Raw genomic sequence first — 20,555 nt, 5'->3', positions numbered from 1 at the left:
TAACAAGATAAACAGGACTAACAAGATAAACAGGACTAACAAGATAAACAGGACGAACAAGATAAACAGGACGAACAAGATAAACAGGACGAACACAATAAGCAAACACAATTAGAACCTATAATAGAAACAAACTCGCACAGCTTAGATATATGGGATGAAATTTCTCTAAAAGAAATACAAGCTGGGGAACACACAAATTTATTTGAAGAAAAAAGTGATTATCAAAATATTAATTTAGTACAAGTCAGCGATGTTCGCCTCTATTTGGACAAACAACTACAATTTAGTTCCGTTGATGAGCAAATTTATCATGAAGCACTTGTGCATCCAATTATGTCAAAGGTAATTGATCCAAAACGTGTTCTCATATTAGGCGGTGGCGATGGTCTTGCCTTACGAGAGGTATTGAAATATGAAACAGTATTACATGTAGACCTTGTTGACCTAGACGAGGCAATGATTAATATGGCGCGTAACGTTCCTGAATTAGTTGCTTTGAACAAAAGCGCATTTTTTGATAATCGTGTGAATGCACACGTATGCGATGCAAAAGAGTTTTTGAATTCTCCTTCCTCTTTATACGATGTAATCATCATTGATTTCCCTGATCCAGCGACAGAGTTATTAAGTACTTTATATACAAGCGAACTTTTTGCTCGTATAGCTACATTCTTAACAGAAGATGGTGCTTTCGTCTGCCAATCTAATTCACCTGCTGATGCACCTCTTGTATATTGGAGTATCGGTAATACAATTGAAAATGCCGGCTTAATTGTAAAAAGCTATCATATAATTGTTCCTTCTTTCGGAACTGACTGGGGATTTCATATTGCAGCTAATTCTGCCTATGTACTCGATCAAATTGAGCAATTATACGTAGTACCAACTCCTCGAACATTACCTTCTCTTCTTTTTCCTTTATTTCAATTTAAAGAAGAACATTTAGATCACCGTAATCTCGCTCTTCTAAACTCAGAATCCAATCTTATCCTACATCAATGTTACAAAAAGGAAATGGAGTTTTGACGATATTATAGTAAGGAGTGCTAACCTATGGAATATTCTACTTTCGGTAAGCATATAATAGTAGATTTGTGGGGAGTGGATTTTTCCCTCTTAGATGATATTCACTTTTTAGAACGCCATTTAGTTGTCGCTGCCGACCATTCTGGCGCACATGTTTTAAATGTAAGTACAAAAGAATTCCATCCTTATGGCGTTACAGTATTAGTGTTACTATCAGAAAGCCATCTTTCTATTCACACTTATCCAGAAAAAAACTTTGCAGCAATTGATTGCTATACATGCGGTACAACTGTTGAACCACAAATGGCGATTGATTATATCGTAAATATATTAAAACCGGAGCAGATACAAATAAAAAAATTGATTCGTGGTATAGGAGAAATTGTTACTATCGATTAACTATTTCTCTTACTCATCCGTAAAAAGGAGGATTGCAACTACCATCAGTGGGATGAACACCCCACTGATGGTGCGGGCAAATACATAAAAAAACCTTGCATACGCAAGGTTCATTCATTCACTGACATCTTCCTATATAACTCTACAAATTCACTCGCTAATTCCTTTACTGTAATCGCATTCATTAAATGATCTTGTGCGTGCACCATCAGTAAGGTAACCTCTGTCTTTTCCCCACCAGCCTCTTTTTGTATAAGCTCCGTTTGTACACGATGTGCCTCTTTTAATTCTTCTAGTGCCTCTTGTAATTTAGCTTCAGCTTCTGTAAACGCCCCACGCTTCGCGCAATCAATTGCTTCCATTGAACAACTTCTTGCATTTCCCCCATGCAAGATTAGATGAAAAGCTTTCGTCTCTATCGTATCCATTTTAGTTTTTTACTCCCCCTTTTCTTCAGCTAATTTTTGTTTATCCCATATTTTTAAGAACGGTAAATAAATAAAGAATGCTAGTGCAAAGTTAACAAGTTGCAAAATAACACCTGAAATTTTCCCACCCGATCCTAAATATCCACTAAAAAGAATAGGTGTCGTCCAAGGTACAGCCGCTCCGCTCGGACGAGCAACTAATCCCCATTCCATCGCAAAGTAAGAAACAAGCGTTAATACAACTGGAACTAATATAAATGGAATAAGTAAAAGTGGATTCATTACAATCGGCATGCCGAACGTCACCATTTCATTAATATTAAAAATACCAGGTGCAATGGACAATCGACCAATACTTTTTAATTGCTGACTTCGTGCAAACAATAACATTCCTACAACTAAAGCAAGTGTTGCACCAGAACCACCCATGTAAATCCACAAGTCAAAGAACTGTGCCGTAATTGTATTCGGTACATCTTGACTAGCCTGAAACGCTACGCGATTTTGATCCATTAACGATAACCAAATCGGGCTCATTACACCACCAACAATTGCAGCACCATGAATTCCGCACGCCCAAAGAACATGGACAATAATAACTGCAATTACTGCGCCCCAAAGACTAGCACCAAGTACACTAAGTGGCTCTTGCAGCAGCTTCCCTACAACATTATGAATACTTCCGAAAGTTGTATGTTCAAAAATCAATCTAATGATCCAAACAACTGTCACAACAATAAATCCTGGAATAAGAGCAGCAAATGAACGTGTTACTGCAGGTGGAACTGTCTCAGGCATCTTTATAATCATTTTTTTCTGTACAATAAATCGGTATATTTCAGTAGATATAATTGCAATAATCATCGCTACAAATAAACCTTGGCTTCCCATTAACGCCGCTGGGATTGCTCCATCTACAATCACACTTTCCTTCGTGCTTGGTATAATATATGCAACTTGAAATGGAGTCGCAAGTAAAAATGTCACAAGCGACAATGCCCCGGATGCTAAAGCATCCACTTTATAATACTCTCCAAGTCTGTAAGCGATTCCAAAAACAGCTATTAAAGCCATTATATTAAAAGTTGCACTAACTGGATACCCCAAAGCTTTCTGCCAACTCTCACCAAACAACCCTGCCATAAAATCATTATAACCTGGTATTGGTAATGCACTAATAATAAGAAAAAATGATCCAATAATTAAGAAAGGCATCGTTAAAATAATTCCATCACGTATAGCTTGCAAATGCCTCTGCTCTGCTACCTTTCCTGCTATTGGCATTACATATTTTTCTAAAAACCGTATCATCTATCCCACTCTCCTCATGGTTTCATTGACAAAGCTGCTTGCAAGATAGCCTCCCCATTACAAAGTCCGTAATGGACGGATTGAATGACATCAACAGGTATCCCTTTCCCCTTACATAGTTCTTTCATTTTCGGTAATAAATAACGTACTTGCGGTCCAAGTAAAAGTACATCTGCTTCATCGATGTGACTATTCACTTCAGAACCTGATACAGCCCAAATCTTTACCTCTATCCCTTTTGCCTGTGCTGCTTTCTCCATTTTTGTAACAATCAAACTGGAAGACATTCCCGCCGCACAGCAAAGCAAAATATTCATCCCGCATCCCTCCCCTTTTTTCTAAACCTAAGTTATGGTACATCCCTTGCTACCACTAGGTTACAAATATATATGTCTAGATTTCTAACTGTATGCCGAGCTTAAAAACAAAAATTTCTCGGTTTTCACGCTATTCCATCTATCGGTATTCTTCTAGTAAAGAGGACTCTAACTCGCTATAATAGTTCAGTATGATTTTTTTATAATTGATAGGAGGGTATATTTATGAAGGCATATCGCTTTCCACTTATTTTATTATCTTCTATCCTAATTGGTGGTTTCATTGGTTATTTCATGGGTGCCGATGCAGTTGCTTTAAAGCCACTTGGTGACATTTTCTTAAACTTAATGTTTACGATTGTTGTACCTTTAGTATTCTTTAGCATCGCGTCATCTATTGCTAATATGGATGGATTAAAACGTTTCGGTAAAATTATGTCTAGTATGGCTGGAACTTTCTTATTTACAAGTATTTTAGCTGCTATTTTTATGATTATTGTCGTGAAAGTATTCCCGCCAGCACAAGGCGTTGTATTAGAACTAACACAACCTGACAAAGCTGAAAAAGCAGTGAGTGTTGCGGATCAAATCGTCGGTATCTTAACAGTATCTGACTTCTCGAAGTTACTATCTCGTGAAAATATGTTAGCTCTTATTTTCTTCTCTATCTTAATGGGGGTTGCAACTTCAGCAGTTGGTGAAAAAGGTAAACCATTCGCTACATTCCTACAAGCTGGTGCAGAGATTTCAATGAAAATCGTATCTTTCATTATGTACTACGCTCCAATCGGACTTGCTGCTTACTTCGCAGCATTAGTTGGCGAATTCGGACCACAACTTCTTGGAACTTACTTCCGAGCAGCAATGGTATACTATCCAGCATCTCTAATTTATTTCTTTGTATTCTTCACTTTCTATGCATACCTTGCAGGTCGCAAACAAGGTGTTCAAATATTTTGGAAGAATATGGTCTCTCCTACAGTTACATCTCTTGCAACTTGTAGCAGTGCCGCAAGTATTCCAGCGAACTTAGAAGCAACGAAAAAAATGGGTATTTCTTCAGACGTTCGTGAAACAGTTGTCCTTCTTGGATCTACACTTCATAAAGACGGCTCTGTTTTAGGCGGGGTATTAAAGATTGCTTTCTTATTCGGTATTTTCAACATGGAATTTGAAGGACCAAAAACATTAGCAATCGCACTTGTCGTTTCTCTATTAGTAGGAACAGTAATGGGTGCTATTCCAGGCGGAGGTATGATTGGGGAAATGTTAATCGTTTCTCTATATGGATTCCCGCCAGAAGCACTGCCAATTATCGCAGCAATTAGTACAATTATTGATCCTCCTGCAACGATGTTAAACGTAACCGCAGATAATGCTTGTGCCGTAATGACAGCTCGCCTTGTAGAAGGTAAAAACTGGATCAAAAATAAATTTGCTTAATAAATAAAAAGAGGATGCTCTAAACGAGCATCCTCTTTTTGTCGTTATTTGTTGATAAGTCGATATCCCTTGTCGAAACGTCGATATATTGAAAAAATCGTTGATATATTTGAAGTTATGATAGATATATTCGAAGAATCGTTGATATATTTGAAGTTATAATAGATATATCCGAAAAATCGTTGATATCTCCTCTTGCCACAAATTTGTTAAAATCTTCACAAATATTCCACACCTCTCATCCTTACTCCGTACTATAATCATGTATGGAAAAGGAGATGGAAACAATGACACAAAGCGCACCGGAATTTAAAGTTTTGCAAAGCATTGCATTTCTTGCTGTCGTTTTGCAAAGTTCCTTATTATATACAATGAATCAAGGAAATGTCTTACTTGAACAATCCCTCATTATGGGTATGCTATTTAATCTCGCAAAGTTTTCAGCACCTGCATTCATATTTATCGTTGGGTTTCACCTAATTCGTCACTATACAAAGCAATTAGTATACAAAGAATATATTTCTGAAAAAGCCACACACCTACTCATTCCTTATTTCTTTTGGTCTATTCTTTACTTATTAACAACAAACGATATTATGACATTACAAGGCGGGATAAAAAGTTTACTACTCGGAACAGCCGCACCGCATCTTTGGTACGTTATTATGATGTTCCAAATTCATTTATTATTCCCTTTACTATGCACACTATTTTATTGGTTTCAAAAACGAACAGAAAATAAAAAAGACATATATAAATATATGACCATCTTTGCTTGTCTATATTTCCTTTTAATGTGGTACTCCTCTCACTACATTTTTAATGGAGAGAAATTGACTAGTTCAACCATTTTACATTATACAGATCGTTCCTTCTTCTTCTACTCGTTCTATTTCGTTATGGGCGGAATCGCTGCTGTATCATTAAAAACTTGGCGTATATTTGTCATGAAACATATCCCGCTTATCACAATATTATTTTTCATCTTATTTTTATTCATCAATTATGAGTTATTTAGTTTTTACGGAGCAAACTCTATTCATTTAACCGTTTCTACTTATTTAAAACCGTCTATGTTTTTATATATCGTTTGTGAAATTATGATACTGTACGTGCTATCTATTACAATCGTACAGCGACGCGGTTTCTTATATAAAGCTTTACGATTTATCGGAAATTACACGTATGGTGCTTATTTAGCTCACTTTTTCTTCTTGCAACTATGTACAAAATTCCTTTCTTTATTCACACTGCAAGAAAACACAATATTATATAGCCTATTATTATTTACAATAACGGCTACAATCTCGATTTCAGCAATGGCCATTTGCAGTACACTACCACTTCATACGTGGATTACAGGACCTTCTCCTACAACAAATATAAAGTGGGCGAAGATCATACTTCGGAAAAATCACGAAAAAGTATGCAAACCATATCTTTGATATAATAGAATTCCATACAAGAAAAGAAAGTAGGATACACCTATGATTAATCAAATTGGACAAATTATGTTATATGTAAATAATCAAGATGAAGCCGTACAATTTTGGACTGAGACAGTAGGATTCCAAATTATTGCGGAAGAAAATAACGGAAAAGGATTCCGCTGGATTGAAATTGCACCGGCGAAAGAAGCAGGAACAAGCATCGTCCTTCACGATAAAGCGTTAATCGCGAAGATGCAACCTGAACTAAATCTTAATACACCTTCACTTATGTTCTTCTCAAATAACTTAGACCGTCTATATAAAGACCTTTCTGAGAAAAATGTCACAGTTGGACAAGTTGTAGATTTACCTACTGGTAAAGCATTTAATTTTGCTGATAATGAAAATAATTACTTTGCAGTAATGGAACGCAAATAAAAAAGAAGCTATCCGAAAAAATCGGATAGCTTCTTTCATTTTAAGAAACTTGTTCTGTATTCGTTTCTCTATGCTGTATATGACTCGTAATCCAAGCAATTCCACCAGCAACAACGAGGTAACATAACAATATTAAAATTTGCATTCGTAATTGCGACCAATCTCCTAAAGAGATAACATCTTGTAATCCTCTAAGAGAATGTGACATTGGAAGAAACTGTCCGATTTTGCTAAGAACAGCTACGTTTAATTCTCCTGGGAAAGTCCCCCCACTCGTCGCTAATTGCAAGACGAGAAGTGTTACTGCCGCGAATTTCCCAACAAGACCAAATACCGTTACTAACATAAGAATAAACGTCATAAACGTAAAGGAAATAACAATACTTGATAAAACAAAGAGTGGTACACTTGCAACTTCTAATTTCATAACTCCTAGCACAACCACATCTACAAGTAGCGCTTGAATGAGTCCAATTAAATATACTAATCCTAGTTTATTAACAAAATGTACCGTTCCACTTACCTTCATATTTTGTCTACGGCCAAGCGGTAAAATATTTGACGCCATAATTCCGCCGACATAAAATGCAAGTGATAAGAAATATGGTGCAATACCTGAACCGTAGTTAGGTACGTCAGAAACTGTTGACTTCACTAATTGAACTGGCTCCGAGAACATCGTATTGCGTGCATCATCATTGCGAACATCCGCTATCTTCTCTGCGCCCTCTCCTAATTTCGTAGCAAGTTCTTTCGCACCGTCGTCAAGTTTAACAAGGCCATTCACTAACTTGCCAGCGCCATTATTCAGCTCTGTTCCACCACTCGCAAGCTGATTTACACCTTCTTGTAATGATGTAAATCCATTGCTCCACTTCGTAAATCCATCAGCTAGATTTGCCGCACCATCTGCTATCTTTTTCGTTCCAGCAGTAGCTTCATTTAACTTAACTCCGAATGTATTCATGCCTTCTTCAACTTTAAGCTGACCGTCAGCAAGCTTCTTCGCGCCTTGTGTCAATTGTTGTTGGCCATTATTTAAAGTATTTGTTGCTTTAGCTAACCCATTAGAAGTAGCAACGATTTTTTGAAAAGCAGGATCTTGCTGTGCTTCTGGATGACTTTTCATGTACTCCTCTAATTGCTTCTTCACACTACTTGCCGCATCCTCCGCTTTCACTTGTCCCTCAGCAAGTTTCTCGCTTCCGTTCACCCATTCATTTGTACCAGCACTTAATTCACTAACTCCTGATTGTAAAGTTCCTTCACCTTGCGCTAGTAATTCCAAACCACTATGAAGTGATGTCGCTCCTTGACTTAGCTCATTTGCTCCCCCGGTTAAAGCAGATTGACTGGATGCAAGCTTGTCACTTCCCTCTTTCAATTTCGATGTCCCGTCACTTAAACGATCAATACCATCCGCAAGCCGATTTGCTCCATTTTTTGCATCGGTCGTTCCTTCATGTAACTTCTCAGCCCCATTACTTGCATCACTCAATCCTTGTGCCAAATCTTGAAACTTTGAAAAGACACCTTCTGTATAAGATTTCGTAATACTGTTTGAGATTTTTGTTTTCATATTTTCAACAGCTGTCGTTCCAATTTGAGCTGCTACAAAGTTTTTACCTGGATTTACTTTGTACTGCAATTGTGCCGGTTCTGGTTTCTCATCCATAAGTGTACTTACTTTTTTAGAGAAATCTTCCGGAATCGTAACAACCATATAATACTTATCTTCTTTTAACCCTTCATCAGCATTTTTTTCTGATACGAAATGAAAAGCCAGTTCCTTATTCTCTTTTAAATTTTTAACAAAGTCGTCTCCTGCATGAATTGTTTTTTCATCCATTGCAGCACCTTTATCTAAATTCACAACTGCAACAGGTAATTTATCTAATCGTCCGTATGGATCCCAATATCCAGCTAAAAAGAATCCCGAATAAATTAAAGGAACGATTAACAAAAAAATTAAAGCGATACGTCCATGTTTATGGTGCCACATCGCTTTCCAATCTTTAAATACAAGTTGAATTCCCTTCATGAAACATACTCCTTCTCCGAATTTAACACCATTAGAATGGTTTAACAGATTTACTATACACGTCACTTTTCATACTGTATAATACATCTTTAATTATAAATTCATTCCTTTTGGTCTATAGAAGGGAGATTCGAAATGGAACTGCTCCAATTAAAATACTTTCAAACAGTCGCACGACTAGAACATATGACAAAAGCAGCTGAAGAATTGCATATCGCGCAGCCTTCACTCAGCAAAACAATTGCTAGACTAGAAAAAGACTTAGGCGTCCCGTTATTTGATCGCCAAGGTCGACAAATTACATTAAACTCTTTCGGGAAAGTATTCTTAAAACGCGTAGAGCGCATTTTTCATGAATTAAGTGAAGGCGAACGAGAAATTAAAGATTTAGCTAACTTACAACAAAGCTCTATTACGCTGGCCGTTTCTATTCCAAGAATATTACCAGAACTACTCGGTTCTTTTTTACTAGAACATCCTAATGTTAGATTCCAACAGTTTCTCGCATCTACTCCTTCTATGAAACGACAACTAGATAATATAGAAATTGACTTTTGCATTTCTTCTGTGCCAATTGAAGGCGAGGAGATTATTTGGGAACCACTTATTACAGAAGAAATTTTCTTAGTCGTCCCTTCAGGCCACCGTTTATCAGGACGTGAGAGTATCTATCTTCATGAAGTAAAGGACGAACCGTTTATTAGTATGAACACTGGTTATGGATTTCGACACTTAACAGATGAATTTTGTAAAGAAGCTGGCTTCACTCCACATATCGCTTTTGAAGTAGATGAACCAACCGTGATTAGCGACCTTATTAAGCAAGGTCTCGGCATCGCTTTTGTCCCAAGTTTAACTTTATTAAAAAACTCTACTTTAGCATTAAATAAATTACGTATTATTGAACCTAATTGCGAACGAACCATTGGCTTAAGTTGGTCGAAGAAACGCTACTTATCGAAAACTGCTCAGAAATTCCGTGAATTCGTGATTGACTACTTCTCCAATATTAGGTCATAAAATTATATCGATCATAACTTCAAATATATCGACGTTTCGCCAAGAAATATTGATTTATCAACAAATAACGACACAAATAGAAGGTGCCACCCCCATAGGATGGCACCTTCTATTTCTTACTCTTCTCTAATTCCATTTCAGCTAAAAGTGGTAGTACATTATCAAAAATATGCGTATTATTATTTTCGCCTGTTACGTACCCACCGTAATATCTACTAAATACATTATCATTTCGGAATGTGGCCATATGTTCATACAATTCCGTCGCAAACTTTGTATCACCTGTTTGTAGTACGTACAAAATCGTTAATCCGTAAGCAGCTGGTGATTCATAATCCACAGTTTGTTTTCCCGTTTCTAAATTATAACGGCCGTATAACTTTCCGTCCTTCTGGAACTTCTTCTTTATAAATTCCAAATAAGCATCTGATGAAAGACCACCTAAACTACGATGGTAAGCAACGTATGATTGGTCAATAAGATTCACTTCTTTATCGTACGTAAATGTACCATCTCCCTTATACTCTTTCGGGAATGCCCAGCCATGCCTTGGATAATCCGCTAGAAATTGAACCACTTCTTGATACTGCTCAGCAGAAACTTTTCCATACTTTTTCATGTACGAGAATGCATGCGGATTTATGTATGATGTTGTTGCAAAACCACTTTGCTTCCCTGCATCCGCGTCATAATAATCAACGTAATAATTATCTTTCTTATTGTAACGAAGTACAGCATCACTCAATTGATCTGCAAGATTTTTATAACGATCTTCCTTATACATTTCATAAGCACGATATAATTGTTCTATAATACGAAGATCATCTATAAGTGCATTTGTAGCTGACTGCATTTCTCCCTTTTCAGAGACTTTCCATAAAACGATACGATCCTTATGTACAAAGTTATTTTGAACGACCTTTACTTGTTCATCAAATAACGCTTGATCATCTTTATCCAATGTATATTGTAGCCATAGCCCTGCCGATTCTGATAAAGCTTCACGGCCTTTCGCTTCCCCAGTACCTGCCTTTGTATCTTCTAAACGATAGGTGGCAAGTGTCCCATTTTCATTCACCATATGTCTTAAAATAAAATGTTCCGTACGGTTTCCTTGTAAGGCTGACCAAAATACAATTCCACCTAAGGCGATTAAGAGAATAACTCCAATCCCTATATATAAACGTTTCCGCAATCTTTTCACCTCCCTAATAAGGCTAACCTTAATTTTACCAGAACATACGTAAATTAAAAAAGACAATCTAATAGATTGTCTCCCGCATTTCTACCCCTCACAAACCTCTTTAGAAGGTCTATATAGTGATTCCACAAGTCGGTCATATTCACGACGTGTAATTTCTTTATTATACAACTTCAATAATAAATCTCTATGCTCTTTTGAAAACGCCATCTTTTTAATGACTTCAGGATACATAAAACACCCTCTCCATTTCACATAAACTTCTTCAACCACAAAACAGAACTTATGTTCGCATAAAAGATTATAAAATATTCCTAGATAAAAAACAAACAAAATATTATTAAATGTTAATTTCTTTCTATTTATAATATTCAAACATCATATTACCATATTCACTTTTTAAATACATATATATTTTTGGCAGTTTATTGAATAAATCTTCCAATTCAATCAGAAAATAATGGCAAAAAAGAAGAGGAGTATATATATGGATACCGTAACATTAGCAAGAGCGTTTTTTGGTTCTTCATTAGCATTCCACATTATCTTTGCAACACTTGGAGTCGGGCTATCTTTGATGATTTTTATAAGTGAGATACTCTATCACTGGAAGAAAGATTCCGACTATGCCATTATGGCAAAAAGATGGACAAAGGCTTTTGCTATTCTTCTCGGTGTAGCAATTCCAACTGGAACAATTGTTGGTGTACAAATCTCACTTCTTTGGCCTGGTTTCGCCAAAATTGTTGGGCAAGTTATTTCTGTTCCCTTTCAAATTGAGATTTTCGCCTTCTTTTTAGAAGCTTTATTCATGTCTATTTATGTATATGCAGCTGATAAATTACCTCCATTCATGAGATTAATCTCACTCTTTTTCGTCATGATTGGTGCCACGGCATCCGCCGTGCTTATTACATCAGCAAATACATGGATGAATACACCCGCAGGCTTTTCCATGGGGCCAGATGGATCGGTTTTTAACGTTGATCCGTGGAAAGCTTTCTTTAATCCGAGCTTTGGCACAAGCGCATTCCACGTCGTTATTACAGCCTATGCGACTGGAGCAGCCGTCATTGCCTCTATCGCTGGATTTAAATTATTAAAGAAGAATGTAAGTGAGCGTGAAGTCGCTTATCATAAAAAGGGACTACTGTTAGGACTCGTCGTGACATTTATTACAGGTGCTACGATGTGGCTTTCGGGGCACGAATCAGCAATCGCCTTACATAAGCATTCACCTGAAAAACTTGCATCTGCTGAAGCTTTATTTGAAACGACATCACATGCTCCCTTATCAATTGGCGGGGTTGTGGATCCTAACACACTTGAACTAAACTATGCGCTGGAAATTCCGAACATGCTTAGCCTATTAGTGGGACTAGACCCTAGCACCGTCGTAAAAGGTTTAAAGGAATTCCCACAAGAAACATGGCCACCATTTTACACACATACGCTGTTCAACTTAATGGTCGGCACCGCTGCCTTTACCTTTGCAGTTGCAGCAATCGCTCTCTTATATTGGTACTTCGTTTACCGAAAAAAAGGAGCCGAGTTACCAAAGTGGCTTCTTTGGGGAGCTGCCGCATGTGGACCAGTTATGATGCTCGGTATTGAATTCGGATGGATTTTCAGCTGTAGCGGTCGTCAGCCGTGGACAATTTATGGTATGCAGCGTACAGTCGATGCTTCTACACGCGCTGATTTCGTCGGTCCTTTATTTATTCTATTCATTATTTTATATATCGGACTCGGTATTTTAACAGTCTTTGTACTACGGACATTCTTTAAGAGACATCCGCTAAAGAATGATTTACATCACCAAGGAGGCGGTTCTCGTGCATGAGGAAAGCATTGCAATCATCATCTTATGGGCTCTTATTTTCGTATACAGTATATTAGGGTCCATTGATTTTGGAGCGGGTTTTTGGGGCATGGTATATGCGAAACATCCAACACTTGCTGCCAAGCTTGCTAATCGATACTTATCACCAACTTGGGAAGTAACAAATACGTTTCTTGTCTTTGTCGTTGTCGCTTTCCTTGGTTTCTTTCCGAAAGCAGCCTTTACCCTTGCAACCGTTATGTTCGTACCAGTCATGCTAATTCTAGTACTCGTTGCAATTCGTAGTACATTTATGGTATTTGCTTACTCTCTGCCGAAGTACCAACATCTTCTTCGGATTATTTCAGGTATTACAGGGCTCTTAATTCCAGCCCTATTAATTACCGTTTTACCTGTTACAGAGGGTGCCTACATTACAATGGCTGAAGGAAAAGAAGTACTCCTTTACGGAAAACTTCTTTCTAGTCCTGTTATTTATTGTTATATGCTATTCGGACTAACTTCGGAACTGTTTCTATCTTCTCTCTTTCTCGCTGATTTTGCGAGAGAGCAAGGTTCAGAAGATGCATATAGACTTTATAGAAGAAATGCCATCATACTTGGTCCTGCAACGCTCGTTACGGCAATTATAGCTCTCGTTGTAATGGACCCACAAACACACTGGCTAATGCAAGGATTAATAAAGCAATTCCCATGGTTTACAGTCTCTATCATTTTATTTGTTATCGGCTATTCCTCCCTTTGGTGGACAAATAAGAAATATAGCACACTAGGATTTCCTCGCATTGCAGTTTTAGCTGTCGTCGCTCAATATGCATTTGCAAGCTACGCTTACGGCGTCGCTCATTTACCGTATATCATTTACCCGGACGTAACTGTATTTACAAGCTTTACGACGGTCGAAACATTCTATGCGCTACTTATCCTCTACGCAATCGGGATTGCAATTTTACTACCCGGATTCATTTTCTTCTGGAATTTATTCTTGAAGGATCGAACTTTTTTAAAGGAAAAATAAACATATAAGCTGGAAATGGGGCATTATCATATATAATGTCCCTAAGTATTAGGCCCCTCTCTCGATAGTTATTTCACTACTATCTACATTTGCCTCCTATCATCAAATACACATATTCACTAGATTCAATTAAATGCCTAGTTCCTATCATTTTTTTGTGAATATACTGCTATATAAACTTGAGACAAGCTACATCCGTTCAAGGGAAAATAGAAAGGTAGGCTAACTATGAGCATTGAGATATGGATTACTATTATTGTATTCTTCTTAACGATGGTTGTTATTTTTTGGCGACCTCGTGGCTTAAATGAGGCATGGCCAGCAGCAATTGGCGCTGGTATTATCCTCATTACTGGACTTGTATCAAAGCCAGATGTCATGGACATTATAAGTAAAATCGGAGGCGCTTCCATAACGATATTGGCGACCATCGTTATGGCAGTTATATTAGAAAGCTTCGGCTTCTTCCATTGGGCTGCAGCAAAACTCGCAAATTTAGCGAAAGGTTCTGGACGCCGCCTATACTGGTACATTCAATTACTATGCTTTCTTATGACTCTTTTATTTAATAATGACGGTAGTATTTTGATTACAACCCCAATTTTAATCCTTCTTCTGAAAAATCTTCAATTAAAGCCTCATCAACAAATTCCTTATTTATTAAGCGGTGCTTTAATCGCCACTGCATCTAGTGCACCAATCGGTGTAAGTAATATCGTAAACTTAATCGCATTAAACATCGTTAATATGACTCTCTATATGCACACAGCGATGATGTTTGTACCTGCAACCTTAGGATTATTGTTTATGTCATGGCTCATGTATACTGTTTTAAAGAAAAAATTACCAGAGAAATTACCGGTTTCTTCATATGATATTGAAGAAATTTTCTTCACGAAAAATTTCCATCCATTAAAAGGAAACAATTCTGTTGATACGAAACAAAAACGTACAAAATTCATGTTAAAAGTATTAGGTTTTGTCTTCCTTATGCGCTGTCTTCTGTTCGTTGCATCCTTCTTATCTATCCCAATCGAAATCGTTGCGGTGCTAGGTTCCCTCGTTCTTCTTATCTGGAGATGGTACTACTTACGAACAAACCCTGTCGATATTTTGAAAAAGACACCGTGGCACATTTTAATCTTCGCCTTCTCTATGTACGTCATTATTTACGGGCTTCACAACGCAGGATTAACAGCCGCACTTGTGCAATGGCTCGAGCCACTTGTAAGTCAGCATTTACTCTATGCTAGCTTTGCCATGGGCGGACTTGTATCCATCCTCTCTAACGTCTTCAATAACCACCCTGCACTTATGATTGGTACAATCACATTAACAGAAATGGGGCTAGATCCAGTCACATTAAAAACAATCTACCTCGCAAACATTATTGGTAGTGACATCGGTTCACTATTATTACCAATCGGTACACTAGCTTCCCTCATCTGGATGTATATTCTGAAACAAAACAAAATTAAAGTAAAATGGAAAGATTATTTAAGCGTATCTCTCATCGTTATTCCTCTCACAACAGTCGTCACATTATTCCTCTTATACTACTGGGTACACCTCTTCTTTGCCTTATAAAGAAAACAGAAGCCCCCTTTGCTACCGTCTTAGCAAAGGGGGCTTTTTCTATAATTAAGTTAGGTACTACAGTGTGATCAATCAAGTAAAGAGGTGTAACGTGTTATTGGTATAAATGACTACCAGTATCTTTAAATTCTTTCGCCTTCTCTTTCATTCCTTTTTCAATTGCTTCTGTCGTTTCTAAGTCATTTTCTTTCGCATATTCACGAATATCATGTGAAATTCTCATACTACAAAACTTCGGTCCACACATTGAACAAAAATGAGCTGTTTTCGCTCCTTCTGCTGGTAACGTTTCATCGTGATACTCCATCGCACGTTCAGGATCTAAAGACAAATTAAATTGATCGCGCCAACGAAATTCGAAACGTGCTTTTGAAAGTGCGTCATCACGCTGATGAGCCGTTTTATGCCCTTTCGCAAGATCAGCCGCATGTGCTGCAATTTTATACGTTATAACCCCTTCTCGAACATCATCTTTATTTGGTAAACCTAAATGTTCTTTCGGCGTTACATAACAAAGCATCGCCGTTCCAAACCAGCCGATCATTGCTGCTCCAATTGCGGATGTAATATGGTCATATCCTGGTGCAATATCTGTCGTTAGCGGCCCAAGTGTATAAAATGGCGCGCCCTGACAAATATCAAGTTCTTTCTCCATATTTTCTTTAATTAAGTGCATCGGTACATGTCCAGGTCCTTCAATCATAACTTGCACATCATGTTTCCAAGCGATTTTCGTCAATTCACCAAGTGTTTCAAGCTCCGAGAACTGCGCTTCGTCATTTGCATCTGCAATCGAACCTGGACGTAATCCATCTCCAAGCGAGAATGAAACATCGTACTGCTTCATAATTTCACAAATCTCTTCAAAATGAGTATATAGGAAGTTTTCTTTATGATGGAATAAACACCACTGTGCCATAATCGAACCACCGCGTGAAACGATACCTGTCGTACGTTTTGCAGTAATTGGAATATAACGAAGTAATACACCAGCGTGAATCGTAAAGTAATCAACGCCTTGCTCCGCTTGCTCAATTAACGTATCACGGTACACTTCCCACGTTAGATCTTCTGCAATTCCGTTTACTTTCTCAAGTGCTTGATAAATAGGTACAGTTCCAACCGGTACAGGAGCATTACGTATAATCCATTCACGCGTCGTATGAATATTTTTACCTGTAGATAAATCCATAATCGTATCTGCACCCCAGCGCGTTGCCCATGTCATCTTCTCTACTTCTTCTGCAATAGAAGAAGATACAGCAGAGTTTCCGATATTTGCATTTACCTTCACATGAAAGTTACGTCCGATAATCATCGGTTCTGCTTCCGGATGGTTAATATTCGCTGGTAAAATCGCACGACCTTCTGCAATTTCCTTACGAACAAACTCAGGCTCCACTCCTTCACGAATCGCAACATACTCCATCTCAGACGTAATAATGCCATTACGCGCATAGTGCATTTGCGTAACATTTGCACCTTCCTTCGCTCTAAGCGGCTTACGATCCATTTGCGGGAAAATAGGTGTATGTTTCGAAGCCACTTTCACACCGTCATCCTCTGGTTTTACTTCACGCCCTTCGTATGCCTCTACATCCCCGCGCTCCATGATCCAAGAATGACGCGGCGCCTGCAATCCCTTTTCCAGCTCCACTTTATACTCAGGATCTGTATAAGGTCCACTCGTATCATACACACGGATAGGCGGATTTTGGACACCATTCGTATCGCTTTGTGCAATCTCACGCATCGGTACTTTCATACCTTCCCGTGGTCCATCTACATACACTTTCTTACTTCCTGGTAAACTCGATTTCAATTCAATTTGCTCAGCTGAAACAGATTGTTTCATAACCTTTGTTGCCCCCCTGTACGTGACAAGGACGAGATATGGCCAGCGTATGCCAAAACAAAAAGAGCCAGGTCCATAAAAAAATAAGGACCTGGCTCATAAAAGACATCATTATGTAAAGCCGTTAACTTCCCTACGCTGGTACGAGCCAGATCAGGTCCAAAGGGTTAAGAAGTTCACACGCTTCTCTCTCAGCCTACGCATACGTTAGGCACCCCTAGTTTATCACTGATTTAATTTTCAATACTTTCCCATCATACACGATAATCTGAAAAATGCAAAGGTTATTTATTTTCCGCTTACGGAATCATCCAAGTTAAATAATAAGCCTGTACATACGTCATAATACCAACAATAATAACGAAGAACAAACTATGCTTAACTGTAAAACGGAACAAATCCGACTCTTTTCCGGCAAGTCCAACTGCAGCACAAGCAATTGCAATCGATTGCGGAGAAATCATCTTACCTGTTACACCACCTGTTGTATTTGCCGCAACGAGAAGTACTTCAGATACGCCAACTTGCTGCGCCGTAATTGCTTGTAAATTCGAGAACAGTGCGTTCGCTGACGTATCGGATCCTGTTAAGAATACACCAATCCAACCTAGGAATGGTGAGAAGAACGGAAATAGTCCGCCAGTTCCTGCTAGCGCTAGCGCTAATGTAGAAGATAGACCAGAATAGTTTGCGATAAATGCGAATCCTAATACGAATCCGATAGATAGAATTGGCATCTTAAGTTCGTTTAACGTTTCTTTAAATGTCGCTACTGCATCTTTTGCACTCATTTTCAAAATAAAGATAGAAATAATACAAGCAATTAAAATTGCCGTTCCAGTCGCTGATAAAACATCTAATTTCAAAATTGCTTCATAAGGCGTTGGTTTATTTACTATCGGCTCTGCTTTCATTACTAAATTGTGTAAGCCTGGAACTTCAAACTTAAATACAAGACTTTCTAAAGCGCCTCCTGGAGCAAATAAAGATTTAAAGAAGCTTTGGCTCCAAACAACTACCATAACCGTTAAAATAATGAACGGAGACCATGCTTTCACTACTTTTCCTATTGTGAGTTTTGGCATAGATGTCGTCGTTGTTGCCGCTACTTCACTATTTGCTTGTTTAGATTGATAGATTTCTTTCGGCTGCCAAACTTTTAAGAACAGCGCTAAACTCACTAAACTTACAAGTGCTGACGTAATATCCGGAAGCTCCGGCCCTAGAAACGTTGCTGTAATAAACTGTGTAATTGCAAATGAACTACCTGCTACAAGTAACGCAGGCCACGTTTGTTTTACCCCTTTAAACCCATCCATTAAAAATACGATGAAGAACGGAACAAATAATGATAGAAACGGTAACTGATGTCCAGCCATTTGTCCGATTTTATGTGGATCAATACCCGTTACTTGTCCAGCAACTGTAATCGGAATTCCCATCGCTCCGAATGCTACCGGTGCAGTATTTGCGATTAAACAAAGACCAGCCGCATATAAAGGATTTAATCCGAGACCTGCTAGAAGCGCTGCCGTGATTGCTACTGGTGCACCGAATCCCGCAGCCCCTTCTAAAAATGCTCCGAATGAAAAACCAATTAAAATAACGAGTAAACGGTGATCATTTGTAATAGATAATACAGATGCACGAATGACATCGAATTGACCTGTTTTTACGGAAATTTTATACAAAAATACCGACATAATGATAATCCAAGCAATTGGCCATAGTCCGTATAAAAAACCGTATCCAGTTGCTGCCATCGCCATCGTAAACGGCATTTTATAAGCGAATAACGCTACTAAAATTGTAAGTACAACTGTAATAAACCCTGCCACATACCCCTTCATGCGGAAAACTGCTAAAGCTAAGAAAAAAAAGATGATTGGAATAAGTGCGACTGCTGCCGAAATCCAAATGTTACCGAACGGATCATAAACTTGTGTCCATGTGTTCATTGTTCTCTCCCCCTAAAGAATCCCCTTTTAAATAGAATAACCTCATCAATAGACTATCAGGTCATCATACCTTTAAGTCTAAAAATAAAAAACGTTCAAGAAAACGTTTTCATCTAATCCCATTTATACTTTATCACAGCATTTTCCATAAAAAAAGATTTTTTTGAAAATTTTATTATTTAAAGAAAAAATCTTACAAAATCGTCACGTTCTTGTAATGTTCATCGATAGTAAGCTTGTAAAAATTACTGCATAATAATAGTATAACAACGGAAATTATTTATGAGGTGATATATATGAATGGAAACAAAATACTAGCTGCTTTATCATACTTTAGTGTACTATTTGCCCCTATCTTATTCCCAATCATCGTTTGGATTGTGGGGGATGCTGAAACAAAGCCACATGCAAAACGTGCTCTATGGACACATATCATTCCAAGTATCGCTACATTTATCGGCGTAGCCATTTTAGGAATTATGGGCATCGGATCGGACCAACCAGATGTAACACTTGGAATTGGAGCAATGATTGTCTTAGCTATTTGCGGAATCATCAGCTTATACTACTTCATCTGGAACATTGTAAAAGGAATTAAAGTGCTGAAAGCTTAACTTTAAACAAACGTTTGTTTAAAAAAGGACACTTGCAAATTGCAAGTGTCCTTTTTCCGATTAGTGTGAGCTAATAATTAGCGGGGGATGCCCCTACCGATTAAAGTTTCACTTTATCTTCTTCGTTTCTTCTTTTTTCTCATCATTTTCTTTCGGCGCGTATTCGTTTTATCCGCTATAATGTGAAGCGTGCTCGCCACAACAATTCCCATTAGGAACGTTTTAATTTCCACCTCATGTTTTTTCGCAATTTCTATTAAGTTCCCGTCCAGTGCTATTACATTTAATAGAAATAAAAACGGAGAAAATACGATTAACATGTATGCAATACGAATTACATCACCAAGTATAATCGTATGTGTAAGAAAGGAACGATGAGGCATTACTTTCTTATACGGATACCAAAATATACGCAGGAATCCCCATTTATTATACGCATTACTGTACGTATCTAAATCAGGTGTTAAAAATGAAGTACCTACTAAAAAGCCAATTGCAAAAGTTAATAAAAAATCAAAATTTGTTAATCCATACGAAAAGAGCAGAAACAAAACAACCGGAAGGGATATTAAGTTTATTTTCGTATGCGTTTTTCCTGATGGCATAATGCACTT

The 20,555-nt window shown here is 37.8% G+C and carries 18 protein-coding genes, 1 pseudogene and 1 riboswitch; of the genes and pseudogenes, 10 read left to right on the top strand and 9 right to left on the bottom strand.

The annotated features are described in order from the left end of the window. Window positions 1-42: 42 nt before the first annotated feature. Both JDS98_RS12795 and speD read left to right on the top strand, forming a co-directional pair. Window positions 43-1,029: pseudogene (locus tag JDS98_RS12795) on the top strand (polyamine aminopropyltransferase); the annotation flags it as partial. Between the two features lie 27 nt (window positions 1,030-1,056). Then, window positions 1,057-1,428: an adenosylmethionine decarboxylase gene (gene speD / locus JDS98_RS12790; RefSeq protein ID WP_000456812.1), complete on the top strand. Its 372-nt coding sequence runs from the start codon at window positions 1,057-1,059 to the stop codon at window positions 1,426-1,428. A gap of 110 nt (window positions 1,429-1,538) precedes the next feature. On the opposite strand, the gene JDS98_RS12785 is transcribed toward speD, so the two are convergent. From JDS98_RS12785 to JDS98_RS12775, 3 genes are read right to left on the bottom strand one after another with little or no spacing between them, the layout of a single operon-like run. Continuing rightward, a complete protein-coding gene (locus JDS98_RS12785; RefSeq protein WP_000379629.1) occupies window positions 1,539-1,856 on the bottom strand; it encodes a PTS sugar transporter subunit IIA in 318 nt (105 codons plus the stop codon). A gap of 9 nt (window positions 1,857-1,865) precedes the next feature. Beyond that, a complete protein-coding gene (gene celB, locus JDS98_RS12780) occupies window positions 1,866-3,167 on the bottom strand; it encodes a PTS cellobiose transporter subunit IIC (RefSeq protein ID WP_000617766.1) in 1,302 nt (433 codons plus the stop codon). 14 nt (window positions 3,168-3,181) lie between these two features. Beyond that, window positions 3,182-3,484 carry a PTS sugar transporter subunit IIB gene (locus JDS98_RS12775; protein WP_001023559.1) on the bottom strand — a complete coding sequence of 101 codons (303 nt, stop codon included), beginning with the start codon at window positions 3,482-3,484 and terminating at the stop codon, window positions 3,182-3,184. A 225-nt stretch (window positions 3,485-3,709) separates the two neighbouring features. On the opposite strand from JDS98_RS12775, the gene JDS98_RS12770 reads away from it, so the two are divergent. The 3 genes from JDS98_RS12770 (at window position 3,710) to JDS98_RS12760 (ending at window position 6,795) form a co-directional block, all read left to right on the top strand. Beyond that, a complete protein-coding gene (locus JDS98_RS12770) occupies window positions 3,710-4,927 on the top strand; it encodes a dicarboxylate/amino acid:cation symporter (protein ID WP_199633947.1) in 1,218 nt (405 codons plus the stop codon). Window positions 4,928-5,214: 287 nt separating this feature from the next. Continuing rightward, a complete protein-coding gene (locus JDS98_RS12765) occupies window positions 5,215-6,372 on the top strand; it encodes an acyltransferase (RefSeq protein WP_000194326.1) in 1,158 nt (385 codons plus the stop codon). A 42-nt stretch (window positions 6,373-6,414) separates the two neighbouring features. Continuing rightward, on the top strand, window positions 6,415-6,795 hold the full coding sequence (locus tag JDS98_RS12760) for a VOC family protein (RefSeq protein WP_000609841.1): 381 nt from the start codon (window positions 6,415-6,417) through the stop codon (window positions 6,793-6,795). Window positions 6,796-6,835: 40 nt separating this feature from the next. Here the strand turns inward: JDS98_RS12760 and JDS98_RS12755 are convergent, their stop codons facing one another. Further along, window positions 6,836-8,836: a YhgE/Pip domain-containing protein gene (locus tag JDS98_RS12755; protein ID WP_199633946.1), complete on the bottom strand. Its 2,001-nt coding sequence runs from the start codon at window positions 8,834-8,836 to the stop codon at window positions 6,836-6,838. Window positions 8,837-8,971: 135 nt separating this feature from the next. Between JDS98_RS12755 and JDS98_RS12750 the strand changes: the two genes are divergently transcribed. Beyond that, on the top strand, window positions 8,972-9,856 hold the full coding sequence (locus JDS98_RS12750) for a LysR family transcriptional regulator (RefSeq protein WP_000421932.1): 885 nt from the start codon (window positions 8,972-8,974) through the stop codon (window positions 9,854-9,856). A gap of 109 nt (window positions 9,857-9,965) precedes the next feature. Here JDS98_RS12750 and JDS98_RS12745 read toward each other — a convergent pair whose 3' ends face one another. Both JDS98_RS12745 and JDS98_RS12740 read right to left on the bottom strand, forming a co-directional pair. Continuing rightward, window positions 9,966-11,051 carry a transcriptional regulator gene (locus JDS98_RS12745; protein WP_199633945.1) on the bottom strand — a complete coding sequence of 362 codons (1,086 nt, stop codon included), beginning with the start codon at window positions 11,049-11,051 and terminating at the stop codon, window positions 9,966-9,968. 90 nt (window positions 11,052-11,141) lie between these two features. Then, window positions 11,142-11,291: a hypothetical protein gene (locus JDS98_RS12740; protein WP_000283176.1), complete on the bottom strand. Its 150-nt coding sequence runs from the start codon at window positions 11,289-11,291 to the stop codon at window positions 11,142-11,144. Window positions 11,292-11,544: 253 nt separating this feature from the next. On the opposite strand from JDS98_RS12740, the gene cydA reads away from it, so the two are divergent. The 3 genes from cydA (at window position 11,545) to JDS98_RS12725 (ending at window position 15,505) form a co-directional block, all read left to right on the top strand. Beyond that, the gene (gene cydA, locus JDS98_RS12735) at window positions 11,545-12,900 is read left to right on the top strand and encodes a cytochrome ubiquinol oxidase subunit I (protein WP_087970391.1); all 1,356 of its coding nucleotides are present in this window, start codon (window positions 11,545-11,547) and stop codon (window positions 12,898-12,900) included. Beyond that, window positions 12,893-13,918 carry a cytochrome d ubiquinol oxidase subunit II gene (locus tag JDS98_RS12730; RefSeq protein WP_087970390.1) on the top strand — a complete coding sequence of 342 codons (1,026 nt, stop codon included), beginning with the start codon at window positions 12,893-12,895 and terminating at the stop codon, window positions 13,916-13,918. Before cydA ends, JDS98_RS12730 begins: the two co-directional genes overlap by 8 nt. 228 nt (window positions 13,919-14,146) lie before the next feature. Further along, window positions 14,147-15,505, top strand: coding sequence for an arsenic transporter (locus JDS98_RS12725; RefSeq protein ID WP_087970389.1), 1,359 nt, complete (start codon window positions 14,147-14,149; stop codon window positions 15,503-15,505). A 103-nt stretch (window positions 15,506-15,608) separates the two neighbouring features. On the opposite strand, the gene thiC is transcribed toward JDS98_RS12725, so the two are convergent. After that, a complete protein-coding gene (thiC, locus tag JDS98_RS12720; RefSeq protein WP_199632931.1) occupies window positions 15,609-17,369 on the bottom strand; it encodes a phosphomethylpyrimidine synthase ThiC in 1,761 nt (586 codons plus the stop codon). 113 nt (window positions 17,370-17,482) lie between these two features. After that, window positions 17,483-17,598, bottom strand: a riboswitch (TPP riboswitch). Window positions 17,599-17,668: 70 nt separating this feature from the next. Continuing rightward, window positions 17,669-19,327: an L-lactate permease gene (gene lldP / locus JDS98_RS12715; protein ID WP_001099311.1), complete on the bottom strand. Its 1,659-nt coding sequence runs from the start codon at window positions 19,325-19,327 to the stop codon at window positions 17,669-17,671. Between the two features lie 296 nt (window positions 19,328-19,623). Between lldP and JDS98_RS12710 the strand changes: the two genes are divergently transcribed. After that, the gene (locus JDS98_RS12710; RefSeq protein ID WP_001014094.1) at window positions 19,624-19,941 is read left to right on the top strand and encodes a magnetosome magnetite crystal formation protein family; all 318 of its coding nucleotides are present in this window, start codon (window positions 19,624-19,626) and stop codon (window positions 19,939-19,941) included. Window positions 19,942-20,054: 113 nt separating this feature from the next. Here the strand turns inward: JDS98_RS12710 and JDS98_RS12705 are convergent, their stop codons facing one another. Beyond that, window positions 20,055-20,546 (bottom strand): metal-binding protein, encoded by a 492-nt coding sequence (locus JDS98_RS12705; RefSeq protein ID WP_001139015.1) that lies wholly within the window; start codon window positions 20,544-20,546, stop codon window positions 20,055-20,057. Window positions 20,547-20,555 lie beyond the last annotated feature (9 nt).

Source organism: Bacillus cereus group sp. N11, from assembly GCF_016483605.1.
Taxonomy (GTDB): domain Bacteria; phylum Bacillota; class Bacilli; order Bacillales; family Bacillaceae_G; genus Bacillus_A; species Bacillus_A toyonensis.
This window is presented reverse-complemented; position numbering and strand designations above follow the sequence as displayed.